Below are 13583 nucleotides of genomic sequence, written 5' to 3' on the forward strand. Positions count from 1 at the left end.
CGACCCGTCGAAGCCCGCCGGCTGAGGACCGGGCCGGCCGGGCCGCTTGTCGCCGAGAGGGGGGAGCCGTAAAGTCGACGATGGCATCGGCCGCCCGGAGTGGATTCCGGGCCCGGCCGTCGAGGACGCCTGCCCACGAGCGAGAAGGACCGCGAGACGATGGATCACCTGTCGAGCCGGGGAGCGGTCGGGTTCTACCTGGCCCTGTCGAGTCTGGCCCTGTCGAGCCCGGCCGGGGGAGCTGCCCCAACGCTCCAGGAGCCGCCCCCCGAGGTGAGATTGGCCGAGTACTACGGCTTCCTCCCCCTGGAGATCTACAAGCTCGACGACCGGATCAGCGGCCTCCTGATCGCCGACCTCGACGGCGACGGCCAGGGGGACATCGCCGTGGCCGACAACGCCCGGAGCCGGATCGACCTGCTGCTGACCACCGAGGGGCCCTCCGACGAGGACGGCACCTTCGGGTTCGGCCCCAATCGCCTGCCCAGCTCCCGTCGGATGCGAATCGTCACCATCCCGGTGAACAAGGAGATCGTCAGCCTCCAGGCGGGCGACCTGGACAGTGACGGCAAGATCGACCTGGCCTTCTACGGCAAGCCCCCGGAGCTGACCATCCTCTATAACGAGGGGGAGGGCCGCTTCGGCAGGCCCCGGCGGATCGCCACCGGACCGGCCTCCGAGACCGGCTCGGCGCTGGCGGTCGGCGACCTGGACCGCGACGGCCGCTCGGACCTGGCGCTGATCACCTCGCAGGAGGTGATCACCGTGCTCCAGCAGGAGGATGGCTCGCTTGGCCGCCCCGAGCGCCTGCCGCACACCGCCCCCCGGCCGGGCGTGCTGAAGCTGGTGGACATCGACGGCGACGGCGGCGACGACCTCTCGATTCTCTCCGGCGGCGACGACTACCCGATCCGGATCCGTTTCTCCCGCCCGGGAGGCCGGCTCGGCCCTGAGGAGCGGTTCGAGATCGCCAGCGCCCGGGCGGTGGCCTACGGCGAGCTCGACGGCGAGCCCGGTCAGGAGGTGCTCACCATCGAGAGCCAGACCGGCCGAGCGGTCGTCCACGCCCTCCGCCGCGGCCCCGCCCCCGGCGAGGAGCGCAAGGGCCGGCTGATCGTCTACCCGCTGCCCCCGGGCTCCACCCGAAACCGAGCCTTGGCCGTCGGCGACCTCAACGGCGACGGCCGGCCCGATGTCGTTACCACCGACCCGAGCAACGCCCAGGTCTTCGTCACCCTCCAGGACGACCCCAAGTCCGGCCTCGGCGCCGTGACCACCTACCCCGGCCTCGTCGGCGGCTCGGCCCTCCGGCTGTCGGACCTCGACGGCGACGGCCGGGACGAGCTGATCGTCCTCTCCCAGCAGGAGAAGCAGATCGGCCTCAGCCGCCTGGAGGACGGCCGCCTCAGCTTCCCGACCGCCCTGCCGATCTCCGGCGGCGATCCGATCGGCCTGGCCGCCGCCGACCTCGACGGCGACGCCCGGCCCGAGGTGCTCTACCTCGCCCGGGAGAAGGTCGAGGGGAAGGACTCCTACAGCCTCCGGGGCCTGAAGCGCGCCGATTCCGGCGAGTTCGCCCCGCTCCGCTGGGGACAGGTCGACGCCGTGCCGATCGACGGCCTGACTGGACCCCCCAAAGACGTCAAGGTGCTCGACGTCAACCGCGACGGCCTGCTCGACATCCTCGTCTTCGACCCGTATGCCCCCCCTGTGCTGCTGCTCGGCCGGGGAGGCGGCGAGCCCCCCGCCCGCAGCGCCAGCCGTCCCGGCCCGCTCGCCGGCCTGGATCCGAGCGGCCTGACCGTCTCCGAGCTGGACGACGGCGGGCCGGCGATCCTCGTCGCCCAGGGGACCTTCGCCCGCAGCATCGCGCTGGACGAGTCGGGCCAGTGGGCGGTGCGCGACCAGTTCAACTCCGGCCGAACCACGGCGCAGCTCCAGGCCGCCGCCGCGATCGACCTGGACGGCGACGGCTCCCGGGAGGTTGCCCTGCTCGACCGCACGTCCCGGTCCCTGCTGATCCTGGAGAAGCCCGAGGGGGGCGGCTCCTATCGCTCCGTCGGCGCGCTGCCGATCGGCCCCATCGACTTCCTCGGCCTGCACACCGGGGACTTCGACGGCGATGGCACCGAGGACCTGCTGATCGCAGGCACCGACACCTTCGGCGTCGTGCTCACCGGCGGTGACGGCTTCCGCCTGGAACGCCTGGCCAGCTTCGCCACCGACCGCCAGGACGGCCGCCTCGCCGACCTGATCGTCGGCGACCTGAACGCCGACGGGGTCCCCGACGTGGTCCTGACCGACCGGGTCGAGCACTTTATCGACATCCTCGCCTTTGCCAACGGCGAGTTGCACCGTGGCCTCTCGTTCCAGGTCTTCGAGCAAAAGTCGTTCAACGGCATCGACGTTCTGATCGAACCCCGCGAGATCGCCCTCGGCGACGTCGACGGCGACGGCCGCACCGACCTCGCCCTGATCGTTCACGACCGCGTGCTCGTCTACCGCCAGGATCCCGGCGAGTCGACCTCCCCCGCCGCCGACGTGGCCGGCGACGGCGAGGGGACGAGCGAGCCCGAGGCCCCCGCGGTCGCCGGCCCCGAGGAGGGGGATCGCTGAGTCCGGGGGCCTGCGCTGGCCGACCGCTGGGCGGTCCCGGGCCCGGAGGATCGGCGGTCGGGCGGCCCGAAGGGAGCTCGGGAGCGGCCGATCCGGGCCGACAGGGCCAAGTGCCGCTCCCCCGGCTTCCAAACCTCTCCTACAATGGGAGAGGAGTGAGCCCGGCCAGGCCGATCCCATCCGATCCCGGGCGACGGCGTACCGATCGCCCGAGCCGGCCGGCACCTCCCGGGGGAAGGCGACCATGAACACGCGCATTCGAGTGATGATGGCCCCGGTGATCGCGATGGCGGCGGCGGCCGCGGCCCTCTCGGCCGACGCTCCCGAGGCGAGGGCCCAGTACGGCCCCCGGGCCGACCCGATCACCGGCGCCCGAACGGGAGGCCGGTTCATGCCCGCCCTGCCTTCGCCGTTCGACGGGGGAGCGGCCGCGGCCCGGGGGGTCGGCGACGGCGGTGTCTCCCGGTTCGGCGGCTACTACGGCTCCGGGTACGGCTATCCGGGAGTCGGCTACGGAGCGTTCGGGGTCCCCGGACTCTCGTCGTATTCGGTGAGCACCCGGATCGGCGGTCTCGGTTTCTCGGCAACCGGTTACGGTGTTTCGAGCTACGGGATCGGAGGCTTCGGCGTCCCTGCCTCCGGCTACTGGGTCGGCTACGGCGTGCCGTCACTCTACGGCCGGTATCCCTACGGCTCGGTCGGCTTCTCGACGTTCTCCTACGGCGTCCCCTATCCTTACGTTTGGTATGGTTATGGGGGCTTCCCCTACGGCTATGGATACGGCTCTGGTGGCGGTTTCTTCGGCTTCTAGCCGATGACCGTCTCCGGGAACGGCGAGGGCGACCGGGATGGCCGTCCGAGAGATCCGCATCGGGATCGTCGGCGCCGGGCAGATCACCCGGTCGCGACACCTGCCGAACTTCCAGGCGATGCCCGGCGTCTCGGTTGTCGGCGTCTGCAACCGCCGTCGGGAGTCGTCCGCCCGGGTCGCCCGGGAGTGGGGCATCCCCCGCATCTTCGAGTCCTGGGAGAGCCTCGTCGAGGACGACGGCATCGACGCCGTCGTCGTTGGCACCTGGCCCTACCTGCACTGCCCGATCACCCTGGCGGCCCTTGATGCCGGCAAGCACGTCTTGACGCAGGCCCGCATGGCCATGAACGCCCGGGAGGCCCAGCGCATGCTGGACCGCTCCCGGGAGTGCCGCCACCTGACGACCATGGTCGTCCCCAGTCCGCTCGGCCTGGCCGGCGACCGCTTCGTCCGCCGCCTGATCGACGACGGCTTCCTCGGCGACCTCCGGGAGGTCCACGTTCACAGCCTCTCCGACCAGTGGGCCAGCCGCCGCTCGCCGCTCCACTGGCGGCAGATCACCCGATACTCGGGGTTCAACATGCTGAACCTCGGCATCCTGCACGAGACGGCCCTCCGCTGGACCCCTCCCCCGATCCGGGTCTTCGCTCGGGCCACCATCACGATTCCCTCCCGCCGCGACCCCGAAACCGGCGAGAAGGCCCGAGTCGGCTCTCCCGACTCCGTCCAGGTGCTCACCGACCACGAGGACGGCTCGATCGGCCTCTACCGCCTCAGCGGCGTCGTGCGACATAACACCGGTACGTCCATCGAGCTCTACGGCGCCAGGGGGACGATCCTCTACGACCTTCAGACCGACACCATCCGCCTCGGCCGCACCGGCCAGGAACTACGGCCGATGCCCATTCCTGAATCCGACCTCGGCCGATGGCAGGTGGAGGAGGACTTCATCGCCGCCATCCGAGGAGAGCGGCCCGTCACCCGCACCGACTTCCTCACCGGTGCCCGCTACATGCAGTTCACCGAGGCCGTCGCCCGCAGCTCGCGCACCCAGGCGCCGATCTCCTTGCCGCTGAAGGACTTCTCCAGTCCTGACGAATGAGCGTCGGGAGAGCCCGCTCAGCCTTCCCCCCCGATCGTCGCCGGCGGCTCCCCCTCGGCCCTCCTCCAGGGCGCTCCCGGCTCTGGCCGCCACGCGAACCAGCCGGGGGGCAGGTCCGCCAGCTCGAGCAGGCTCGGATCGACCTGCACCACCTCCCCGAGCAGGACGACCGCCGCGTCCTCCTCGAAGACCTGCTCGCCGTCAAGGAACTGCCAGGCGCCGTCCTCCTGGTCGTGCGTCACCAGCCGAGCGGGGGAATCTCCGGAGAGGATCCGATCGAGGACGATCACCTCCGTCTCCGGAGGGTCGGCGAAGGGCCAGGGGGGGGCGGGGGGCATGGTCGGCGATCCGAGAGGAGTCGGGGAGGCTCAGGGGAGGTCGCGCACGGTATCCGATCGGCGGCCGTCGGGGAATCGGCCGGTTCGCTTCCCGGGATCGCGGACGGCCCCCGGGGCGAGCATGCCCCAGAGGCCGTCTCGATCACGGATCCCGGGAGTCGGGGCTCAGGGGGTCGGGTTCGATCAAGGGGGGGCCGGCACCTGTCCTGGGGCCTCCTGGCCGGACCGCTCGGAGCGGCTCTCGAGCCCGATCCGATCGGCCTGATCGCCGAGCGAGATCGAGAGGATCCGCCCTCGGGCGGTCCACTGACCCTGCGGCTCTCCGGCCTGGTCGAGTTGCCCCTGCTGGGTCGTCATCCGTCGTCTCCTGAACCAACGGGGTCGATTCGAGGCATCGACTCTCCCCCTCGGGGGGAGGGACGGTGCGGGCCTTCGGCTCGCACACCGCCGAGGAGATGCAACGGCGGTGCCGCGATCGAGGAACTAGCATGTGAATTTTTCTTGAACAGACGGGGTGGCCCGGCTGGCAGCCCGAGGGTTGGTCTCGGGAAAAATCGTCAGGAAGGCATCGCTCCGGGAGGAACGAGCTGTTAAGCTCCAAAATGTGAGACTCCCGCTCGGGTCGTGCCGGGAGCCTCGTCGAGCGGGCGGCCGGCATGCAAGGTGCCGGCCGCCCCTCGACTGATGAGCCGCGACGAGAGGCGGGAGGATGGCTGCCATGCTCGACCTCGGGGAGACGCCGGGCCGGACCTGCCGTGGGGAATCGCGGCGGGCGTTTCTGAGGCTCGGTACCCTCGGGGCGGTGGGGTTGACCCTCGGTGATCTGCTCGCCATCCGGGCGGTCGCCCGGCCCCCGGCGCCGATCGAGCCGAAAGCGAAGGCCGTGATCGTCCTCTGGCTCTGGGGAGGGCCGAGCCACCTCGACACCTTCGACCCCAAGCCCGACGCCCCGCTCGAATACCGGGGGCCGTTCGACTCGATCGCCACCGCCGCTCCCGGCGTCCGCGTCTGCGAGCTGCTGCCGGGCCTGGCCCGCCGGGCTGACACGTACGCGATCATCCGCTCGATGCACCACGAGTCGAACGACCACGGCGTTGCCGGCACGATCGCGCTGACCGGCAGCATCGCCGGTGCCGTTGACCTCGGCGGCGGAGTCGCCGGCGGGGCGTTGAAGCCGAGCACCGGGGCGATCGTCTCCCGCCTTTCTCCCCGACGGCCGGGAGGCCTGCCGCCTTACGTCATTCTGGGTAACCAGTTGCATCAGGGGCACAAGCGGGTGGTCGGCGAGGGGGGCGGGGTGCTTGGCGCCTCGTATGACCCGTTCCGCATCGACTACGAGCCCGGTGTCGGCCCCGTCCTGCCCGACGTCCGCCTCCCTGACGGCGTGGCCGCCGAGCGCATGGCCGCTCGGTGGGACCTCTTCGAGCGCATCGCCCCCTCCGGCACCGGCTCGAGGCCGGCCGAGGCGTTGGCTGAGCACTACGCCCTGGCCCGGCAACTGATCGGATCGAAGGAGAGCCTGGCGGCGCTGGAGATCGACCGAGAGCCCGAGGCGATCCGGGATGCCTACGGGCCCCACCGCTTCGGCCGCTGCTGCCTGATCGCCCGCCGCCTGATCGAGGCCGGTCTTCCCTTCGTCCAGGTCAACTGGAGCACCCACGTCGAGGGTCCCGAAGACGCCGGAGACGGCGGCTGGGACATGCACGACCGCTACTTCGCCGTGATGCAGGACCGCCACGGCTGGATGCTTGACCGCGCCCTCTCCGCCCTGCTGGACGACCTGCAATCCCGGGGGCTGCTCGACTCCACCCTCGTCGTGGCCGTCGGCGAGTTCGGCCGCACGCCGAAGATCAACCCGAAAGCCGGCCGAGATCACTGGAACCCCTGCTATTCCGCGCTCCTGGCCGGAGCCGGCATCCCAGGGGGAGCGGTGATTGGCGCCTCCGACGCCCGGGCCGAGTACCCCGCCGAGCGCCCCGTCCACCCCGCCGACCTCTCCGCCACCATCCTCCGCCTGCTCGGCATCGGCAGCGAGGCGCTCACCGGCATCGGCCTGACGCCGATGGGCACGGCGATCGAGGGGATCGCCTGATCGCGAAGGCCGGGAAGCCTGGGCCGTCGTCCGGGTTCCTCGTCATCGAGGCCGGTCCGGCTCCCCTGGCCTGGTTCCTGGGCGGACCTCCCCCCTGGGGAGGCCTCTGGCGTCCCGGGCCGGTCGTTCCGCTCCTTTGGGTCTGGTTCGTCTCCTGGAATTCCTGACGGCACGCCGTCGAGCCCGCCATGTCCATCGGCCTTTCCGCACTGATCGCCCTGCTGATCGCCCCCCCGGGGGGGCTGTCCGACGACCTCGTCCGCCTGACGGACGACGGCCGCGATGTGATCCGTCCCTCGTGGTCGCCCGACGGCACCCGGGTCGCCTTCGCCCGGGTCGAGGAGGGGGGCTCGACGATCTGGCAGTACATCATGGACGTCGACCCGCCCGGCCCCCCGACCCGGCTCACCGACCGGACCGACCCCGAGTACCAGGCGGTCTTCTCCCCCGACGGGGGCCGGCTGCTGCTGACGCTCGTGCCCCGATCGGGCACGCAGGGGAATTGCGACCTGGCGATCGTCGACGCCGACGGCTCCGGGCTCGCCGTCCTGGTCGACGACCGGGGCGGCCCGCTGTCGCACCAGGAATGGCCGAGCTGGGCTCCCGACGGCGATCGGTTCGTGTTCAGCTCCACCCACGAGGGGAACCAGGAGATCTACGCCGCGAACGCCGACGGCTCGGACCTCGTCCGCCTGACCCAGAGCCCCGGCATCGACGCCCACCCGAGCTGGTCTGCCCGGGGAGATCGGATCGTCTTCGCCACCGACCGCTGGGGGGGCCTGGAACTGGCCTCGATCTCTCCCGACGGCACCGGACTGGCCCGGCTGACCGAGTCCCCCGGCCTGGACGACTACCCCGCCATCTCTCCCGACGGCCGCCGTGTCGCCTTCGTCTCGAACCGGGACGGCCAGTTCGAGATCTATTCACTGGAGCTCGATGAGCCCGGGCCTCCCGTCAACCGCTCCCGACACCCCGCTCGAGACACGATGCCGGCCTGGACCCCCGACGGTCGAGGGATCACCTTCGTCTCCGACCGAGACGGGCAGGGGGATCTCTACACGATCCGGGTCGGCGGTGAGCGTGAGGCCGCCGACGGGGACGGCGGCTGATCGGGGGATCACTCCGAGACTCGGACGTGCTGGACCTGATTGCGGTGCAGCCAATCGAGCAGCGCCTCCTGCTCCTCGCTCAGCTCGACCTCGGTCTGATGCTCCGAATCCAGCGGCGAGACGAGCAGGATCACGCCCTCGTTCAGCGCCCGCTCCACCTCCTCCCGGGCGATCCAGTATTCGTTCGGGCCGAGCGGGGGGATGCCCGGCGTGTCGGCGGCGCTCCTGAAGTAGACGAGCTGGGAGCGGAGCCGGGAGGTGATCGGCAGCGGAGCGACGTCGGGCCGATCGATCGGGACCAGTCGGGGTTGGGCCATCTCAGGGGGCGACCTCGGGGGAAGCGTCCGGGCGGGCAGCGGCGACCGACCCGCCGCTGCCCGGCCCGTTCCATCGTAATCGACCGTCCCGCTCCGGTCATCGCCGCCGAGGGATGCGGTCAGGACCCGGTGGTGAGCCCGCAGGCAAGGCGGAGGCGTCGTGCGGGATCTTGCCGGTTTCGAGGAACACGTTCGTCCGCCGCAAGAACTGCCGGAGCTGATGCCTCGGGTCGTAGCCGACGAGCCAGGCCGCCGCCTGCCTGGACACGCCCCCCGGCGGGATCGACGCGAGGGAGCGGTGCACGATCGTCGGGTCGTTGGGCCGATCGACGTACCGGGCGGCTGCGGCGTCGTTCCGCTTCGAGCCAGCGACGCCGTGCCAGGCCACCGAGCGGCCGGGCTCGAAGGGCGTCACCTCGGCTTCCACCTCCAGCGTCACGCCCCCTGGTCCGACCGGCGACCACCGCCAGGGCCCGGCTCCCAGCCGGCGGACGCCTCGGACGTTGGGCAGGATCTGCGGAGAGTTCTCATCGTTGGTCTTGCCTGGCCGCCGCCGGCACCGATTCGAGCCCGGGAGGAGGCGTTGGTCAGCGACCTTCCCAGCAGGCCCGCCCCCAGCGCTCCGGCGGCCAGGCCGGTGATCCCCCCCCGGAACAGCCCCGCCAGCAGCAGCGCGCCTCCGGTCGAGCCGGCGAGCAGGCGGATGCCGGGGGGCCAGTCCCGCTGCCAGGGATCGAGGCTCGGGCCCACGCGACGGCGCACCTTGCCCCCCTGGAGGGCCGGGTGTCGGGTCGTGATCGGGTGCGGGTCGAGGCGGTCGACCACGGAACGCACGCCCCGGGTCATCGCCGTGGCGGCCAGCAGCGGCCCCAGCTCATCGGCGAAGACCGGGCCGGAGAGCGTCGCCCGGCCGTCGCTGACCGAAACCTCGATCGCCCTTGGGTGCGAGACCACCCGACCCAGGGCTGCCCGGATTCGCTCGGCCACGACCGAGTCCGGAGCCCCGTCGGGCGTGATCATCGCCCAGGACTCCGAGGCCAGCCCCTGGACCCGGTTGCTCAGGTCGCGCGCCGCCTTGTGCGAGAACGTGTCGATCTCGTGCCTGCGATGCTCGATCTGGTCCCTCACCCGAGCCCGACGCCGTCGCCCGCAGTCGGGGTCCAGGTAATACATCAGCCCGGCGCCGAGGCCCAGCAGTGTGAGTCCCCTCATCATCGTCTGTCCCGGCCTCGCCCCGATCGGGAGCCTGCCGGCCCCCTCGGGTGGTCTGGCCGTCCTCCTCCGGTTCCGTGTGGTTGGTCCGCTTCAGCCGATCCGAGGAGGGAGCTATGCAGGGTGTGTGCCGAAACGGCCGGGGGCGGGCGGGCCCGAGGGGGAGCCGGGCCGCCCTCTCGCCTGCCGTCCCCCGCCTTCGGGATCAGAGATCCGGCATCAAGAGCCGGATCAGCAGGATGACCGCGATCGTGATGATCCCCCACACCGCCATCGAGATCATCGCCATCCGCACCGGGGTCGACAGCCTCGGCGCCGATTTCCGCCGGACCTGGGACGGCTCCGAGAGGCCGGAGGAACCCCCCGGCGGGGACGGAGGAGCGGGAGCGGGGGAGGCCCTGCCGGGCTGAGGTGCCGAGTCGCCGGCTGGGGGCTCGGCCTCCGCCGGGGGGGCGTCGCCCGATTCGAGCCACCTCGAGAGGGCGGAGGCGAAGTCTCCGATGGTCGAGTAGCGGTCTTCCGGCCGTCGCGACAGGGCTCGCAGGCAGATCGTCTCCAGCGCCGGGGAGAGGTCGGGCCGGAAGTGCCGGGGGGAGGGCGGGTCGCTCTCGATCTTCCGGTAGATGACCACGTGAGACGGCCCCTGGAACGGCCGATGCCCGCAGAGCAGCTCGAAGAGGACCACCCCCAGGCTGTACTGGTCGCAGGCCGGCGGCACGTCTCCCTGGATGCCGGCGGCGACCTCCGGCGCCATGTAGCCGGGGGTGCCCATGATCGTCCCCACCTCGGTGATCGTCGTGCTGCTGGGCCCTCGGTGTTGGGCCAGGCCGAAGTCGGCAAGCAGGACCTCGCCGGCGGCGTCGATGAGCACGTTCGAGGGTTTCACGTCTCGGTGGACGATCCCCAGCTCATGCGCGTGATCCAGGGCCTCGGCCAGGTCTCGGGCGATCTCGGCGGCCCTTCGAGCGGGCAGGGGCCCTTCGGCCAGCAGGTCGGCCAGCGTGGAGCCGGGCACGTAGGCCGAGGCGATGTAGTACCTCCCCTCGTCGTCCTTGCCGGCGTCGAAGACCGGCACGATGTGGCCGTGCCGCAGCTTGCCGGCGGCCCGGGCTTCTCGGAGGAAGCGCTCGATCGCCGAGGGGGCCTCCAGCACTCCGGCGTGGGGGACCTTCAGGGCGACGTCCCGGTCGAGTTGCGGGTCGTACGCGCGATAGACCGCGCCGAACGCCCCTCGGCCGATCTCTCGCTTGATCCGGTAGCGGCCGACCCCCAGCGGCAGGCTCTCCTCGGGGCGGGAGCGGGCCTCGGCCCCCTCGGCCAGGGTGGTCAGCTCCAGGGTCTCCGACGACCCGCTCCGGCCCGAGCCGGGGCGCACTTCGCGGTCGGCCGCCGAGGCGAGCTCGGTTTCGGCGGCGATCGTGTTCCGCTCACCGCAGACCGGGCAGCGGACGGCCTGGCCCGCCAGCGTGTCGTCGAAGCGGTGGATTCGCCCGCACGACGGGTTCGGGCAGCGGACGGTCACGGGCATCGGGGGGGTTCCGTCGGCTCGGGCCGGAAGCCGGGGCGCGTCGAGCAGGCCCCTCCGCCCGCCGACCCGCGCCGTCGGCGGCGGACCATCATCGGTTATCGTATCGTTCTCCCTCGGCTCGTGACCACCGCCGGATGCCCGGCCCTCCCGGTCGGTCGGGCCGCCCCGGATGAGGAGCGAAGGGGGATCCCCCCCGGGCTCACGGGCCCCGGAACATGTTCCAGAGCAGCCACGCTCCGAGGATGACGGCGATTGAGTACCCCGCCAGCCCCAGCGCCAGCCAGCCGACGTCGGCGGCGATGATCAGCGACGAGCCGACGATCAGGCCCGCGATCACGATTCCCGCCGCCAGCGAGTTCCCCGTCCTCGTCAGCTCCCGGACGAGCTGCTCGAACCGGTTCAGGTCGAACGTCACCCGAAGCTCGCCGCGCTTGATCGACTCCAGCGACTGCCCCAGCACCTCCGGCAGCAGCGTGGCCACCTTCTGCACGTCCTCGGCTGTCCGGCCTGCCGAGCTGAGCAGCCGCCAGGGGCTGTACCGCTTCCTCGTCAGCTCGGCGACGTAGGGCCGAGCGTGCGAGGCGATGTCGAAGTGCGGGTCCAGGTGGCGGCCGACGCTCTCGATCGTGATCAGGGACCGGATCAGCAGCATCAGGTCGGGAGGCAGCCTCAGGTGGTGCGACCGGATCAGCGCCACCAGCTCGCCGAGCAGCCGGGTCAGGTCGATCGAGTCGAGCGTCAGCTCCGAATACGTGAGCACCATCTCGCCGACGTCGCGCCGCAGGCCGCGGTAGTCGACCCCCTCGCCGCTGATCTCCAGCTCGTTGAGGGCCCGCATGACGCGGTCGGTGTCCTGGGCCATCAGGCCGAGCAGCAGGTCGGCGATCCGCTCCCGGGTCGGCAGGTCGAGCTGCCCGAACAGGCCGTAGTCGAGCTGGGCGATCACGCCTCCGGCCATCACCCGGATGTTCCCCGGGTGCGGGTCGGCGTGGAAGAGCCCGTGGGTGAAGATCTGCCTGGCCAGGAGGTTCCCGCCTCGGGAGGCGATGTCCCTGGGATCCAGGCCCATCTGGCGGATGCCGTCCAGGTCATCGACCCGAACGCCGTCGATCCGCTCCATGGTCAGGACCCGGCCGGTCGACAGGGCGTCGATCGCCTCGGGCACCCGGACGAACGGCATCCCCGCCTGCTGGAGCCGGCAGCGTTCCATGGTGCGGCGCTCGGCGTTGAGGTCCAGCTCCCGCTTCAGGCTCCGCTCGAACTCCTTGGCCAGCGCCACCGGCCGGGCGGCCGCCAGCCAGGGGATTCGGCGCTCGGCCAGGTGGGCCAGGTTGCGGAGGATGTCCAGGTCGGCCTGCACGACCTTCTCGATGCCTGGTCGTCGGATCTTCAGCACCACCGGCCGGCCGTCGGGCAGGGTCGCGGCGTGCACCTGGGAGATCGAGGCCGAGGCCAGCGGCCTGGGGTCGATCCAGGAGAAGAGCCGCTCCGGGTCCCCCAGGTCGGCCCGGAGGATCGCCTCGGCCTCCTCGAAGGGGAAGGGGCGGACCTCGTCCCGCAGCAGGCTCAGCTCTCGGATGTAGGGGTCGGGCAGCACGTCGGGCCGCCCGCTGAGGAGCTGGCCGAGCTTCACGAACGTCGGCCCCAGGTCCTCGCAGACCATCCTCAGCCGCTGGGGACGGTCGGCCGGAGGGATGTTGTCCTCCCCCAGCGCGAGGTTCTCCAGCGGCCGGACGATCCCCTCCAGGTGGATCGCCGAGACGATGTCCTGGTAGCCGTATCGGATCAGGGTGGCCAGGATCTGGCGGTAGCGCGGCAGGTCGCGCAGGTGGCCGACGGTTTCTCGGAGCAACGGGCGGCGTCCTCTTCGGGAATCGACTCGTCCGATCCGGGCCCCGGCCCGTCCGCCTCGCCAGCCTACCCGACCGCCGATCTCCCGCTCAAGCCAGGCGCGCTCCCCCCGCCCTGGAGGCCGGGGTTGTGGGTCGGAGCCCCCTCGGATTAAGATGGGATCCGCCTGATGTCCCCTCGGCAGACTGCCGTCGGGACGAACTGGCCCGAAACCCTGGGATGACCTAATGCCCGTCGATCAATCCGTCGAATCGCCCGTCCGGGTCATCAGCGACGCTGACGACTTGGCCGAGGCTCGGCTGGGAGCCGTCGGCTTCATCTTCCACGGTACGGTCCCCGAACCCGACGGCCCCCGCAAGGCCGTCCGAGCGACCACCAACCTGCTCCACTTCGCCCGCTGCCCCAAGCTCGACCGGGGCCAGAACGACCCCGACCAGATCTGGTTCCGCACCATCCGGGTGGCCAAGCGGCACCTCGATGAGGTCGTCGGCGCCGGCCGCTGGAAATGGTGCAAGCACTGCCAGCAGGAAGTGACCCAGCGCCTCCTCAACGAGTGACCGCCCGGCCCGCCCCCGGCCTCCTCGTCCCGATCGTCTCGGTCGACGGC

Annotated in this window: 13 protein-coding genes; 6 read left to right on the forward strand and 7 right to left on the reverse strand. The window is 71.6% G+C overall.

Annotation, left to right across the window (positions count from 1 at the left end; translation table 11 throughout):
* Positions 1-159 precede the first annotated feature (159 nt).
* The 3 genes from TsocGM_RS13415 to TsocGM_RS13425 all read left to right on the forward strand — a co-directional run bounded on the left by TsocGM_RS13415 (position 160) and on the right by TsocGM_RS13425 (position 4529).
* Complete coding sequence (locus TsocGM_RS13415) at positions 160-2616, forward strand: FG-GAP repeat domain-containing protein (protein WP_126725937.1); 2457 nt, start codon at positions 160-162, stop codon at positions 2614-2616.
* Positions 2617-2860: 244 nt separating this feature from the next.
* Entirely contained in the window at positions 2861-3427 is a 567-nt protein-coding gene (locus TsocGM_RS13420) for a hypothetical protein (RefSeq protein ID WP_126725939.1), read from the forward strand.
* A gap of 37 nt (positions 3428-3464) precedes the next feature.
* The gene (locus TsocGM_RS13425) at positions 3465-4529 is read left to right on the forward strand and encodes a Gfo/Idh/MocA family protein (protein ID WP_126725940.1); all 1065 of its coding nucleotides are present in this window, start codon (positions 3465-3467) and stop codon (positions 4527-4529) included.
* 17 nt (positions 4530-4546) lie between these two features.
* On the opposite strand, the gene TsocGM_RS13430 is transcribed toward TsocGM_RS13425, so the two are convergent.
* Positions 4547-4867: a hypothetical protein gene (locus tag TsocGM_RS13430; protein WP_126725942.1), complete on the reverse strand. Its 321-nt coding sequence runs from the start codon at positions 4865-4867 to the stop codon at positions 4547-4549.
* 183 nt (positions 4868-5050) lie between these two features.
* Entirely contained in the window at positions 5051-5224 is a 174-nt protein-coding gene (locus TsocGM_RS26025; protein ID WP_158633540.1) for a hypothetical protein, read from the reverse strand.
* 352 nt (positions 5225-5576) lie between these two features.
* Between TsocGM_RS26025 and TsocGM_RS13435 the strand changes: the two genes are divergently transcribed.
* Together TsocGM_RS13435 and TsocGM_RS13440 are read left to right on the forward strand one after the other, a co-directional pair.
* Positions 5577-6959 (forward strand): DUF1501 domain-containing protein, encoded by a 1383-nt coding sequence (locus tag TsocGM_RS13435; RefSeq protein WP_233578854.1) that lies wholly within the window; start codon positions 5577-5579, stop codon positions 6957-6959.
* Between the two features lie 188 nt (positions 6960-7147).
* On the forward strand, positions 7148-8068 hold the full coding sequence (locus TsocGM_RS13440) for a TolB family protein (protein ID WP_126725945.1): 921 nt from the start codon (positions 7148-7150) through the stop codon (positions 8066-8068).
* Positions 8069-8076: 8 nt separating this feature from the next.
* Here the strand turns inward: TsocGM_RS13440 and TsocGM_RS13445 are convergent, their stop codons facing one another.
* From TsocGM_RS13445 to TsocGM_RS13465, 5 genes are all read right to left on the reverse strand, one after another.
* Positions 8077-8385 carry a hypothetical protein gene (locus TsocGM_RS13445; protein WP_126725947.1) on the reverse strand — a complete coding sequence of 103 codons (309 nt, stop codon included), beginning with the start codon at positions 8383-8385 and terminating at the stop codon, positions 8077-8079.
* A 97-nt stretch (positions 8386-8482) separates the two neighbouring features.
* On the reverse strand, positions 8483-8824 hold the full coding sequence (locus tag TsocGM_RS13450) for an SRPBCC family protein (protein ID WP_126725949.1): 342 nt from the start codon (positions 8822-8824) through the stop codon (positions 8483-8485).
* Positions 8821-9597 (reverse strand): BON domain-containing protein, encoded by a 777-nt coding sequence (locus TsocGM_RS13455; RefSeq protein WP_158633541.1) that lies wholly within the window; start codon positions 9595-9597, stop codon positions 8821-8823. Before TsocGM_RS13455 ends, TsocGM_RS13450 begins: the two co-directional genes overlap by 4 nt.
* A 205-nt stretch (positions 9598-9802) precedes the next feature.
* Complete coding sequence (locus TsocGM_RS13460) at positions 9803-11125, reverse strand: serine/threonine-protein kinase (RefSeq protein ID WP_126725953.1); 1323 nt, start codon at positions 11123-11125, stop codon at positions 9803-9805.
* Positions 11126-11324: 199 nt separating this feature from the next.
* Positions 11325-12977 (reverse strand): ABC1 kinase family protein, encoded by a 1653-nt coding sequence (locus TsocGM_RS13465; protein ID WP_126725955.1) that lies wholly within the window; start codon positions 12975-12977, stop codon positions 11325-11327.
* Between the two features lie 226 nt (positions 12978-13203).
* Between TsocGM_RS13465 and TsocGM_RS13470 the strand changes: the two genes are divergently transcribed.
* Complete coding sequence (locus tag TsocGM_RS13470) at positions 13204-13533, forward strand: hypothetical protein (RefSeq protein ID WP_126725957.1); 330 nt, start codon at positions 13204-13206, stop codon at positions 13531-13533.
* The last annotated feature ends 50 nt before the right edge of the window (positions 13534-13583 follow it).

The organism is Tautonia sociabilis (assembly GCF_003977685.1).
GTDB classification, from domain to species: Bacteria; Planctomycetota; Planctomycetia; order Isosphaerales; family Isosphaeraceae; genus Tautonia; species Tautonia sociabilis.

Excerpts from the sequence above, each read along its gene's own strand:
- TsocGM_RS26025 (WP_158633540.1), bottom strand. The coding sequence starts at position 5,224 with ATGACGACCCAGCAGGGGCAACTCGACCAGGCCGGAGAGCCGCAGGGT.
- TsocGM_RS13435 (WP_233578854.1), top strand. The coding sequence starts at position 5,577 with ATGGCTGCCATGCTCGACCTCGGGGAGACGCCGGGCCGGACCTGCCGT.
- TsocGM_RS13425 (WP_126725940.1), top strand. The coding sequence starts at position 3,465 with ATGGCCGTCCGAGAGATCCGCATCGGGATCGTCGGCGCCGGGCAGATC.
- TsocGM_RS13460 (WP_126725953.1), bottom strand. The coding sequence starts at position 11,125 with ATGCCCGTGACCGTCCGCTGCCCGAACCCGTCGTGCGGGCGAATCCAC.
- TsocGM_RS13420 (WP_126725939.1), top strand. The coding sequence starts at position 2,861 with ATGAACACGCGCATTCGAGTGATGATGGCCCCGGTGATCGCGATGGCG.
- TsocGM_RS13445 (WP_126725947.1), bottom strand. The coding sequence starts at position 8,385 with ATGGCCCAACCCCGACTGGTCCCGATCGATCGGCCCGACGTCGCTCCG.
- TsocGM_RS13440 (WP_126725945.1), top strand. The coding sequence starts at position 7,148 with ATGTCCATCGGCCTTTCCGCACTGATCGCCCTGCTGATCGCCCCCCCG.
- TsocGM_RS13470 (WP_126725957.1), top strand. The coding sequence starts at position 13,204 with ATGCCCGTCGATCAATCCGTCGAATCGCCCGTCCGGGTCATCAGCGAC.
- TsocGM_RS13455 (WP_158633541.1), bottom strand. The coding sequence starts at position 9,597 with ATGAGGGGACTCACACTGCTGGGCCTCGGCGCCGGGCTGATGTATTAC.
- TsocGM_RS13415 (WP_126725937.1), top strand. The coding sequence starts at position 160 with ATGGATCACCTGTCGAGCCGGGGAGCGGTCGGGTTCTACCTGGCCCTG.
- TsocGM_RS13430 (WP_126725942.1), bottom strand. The coding sequence starts at position 4,867 with ATGCCCCCCGCCCCCCCCTGGCCCTTCGCCGACCCTCCGGAGACGGAG.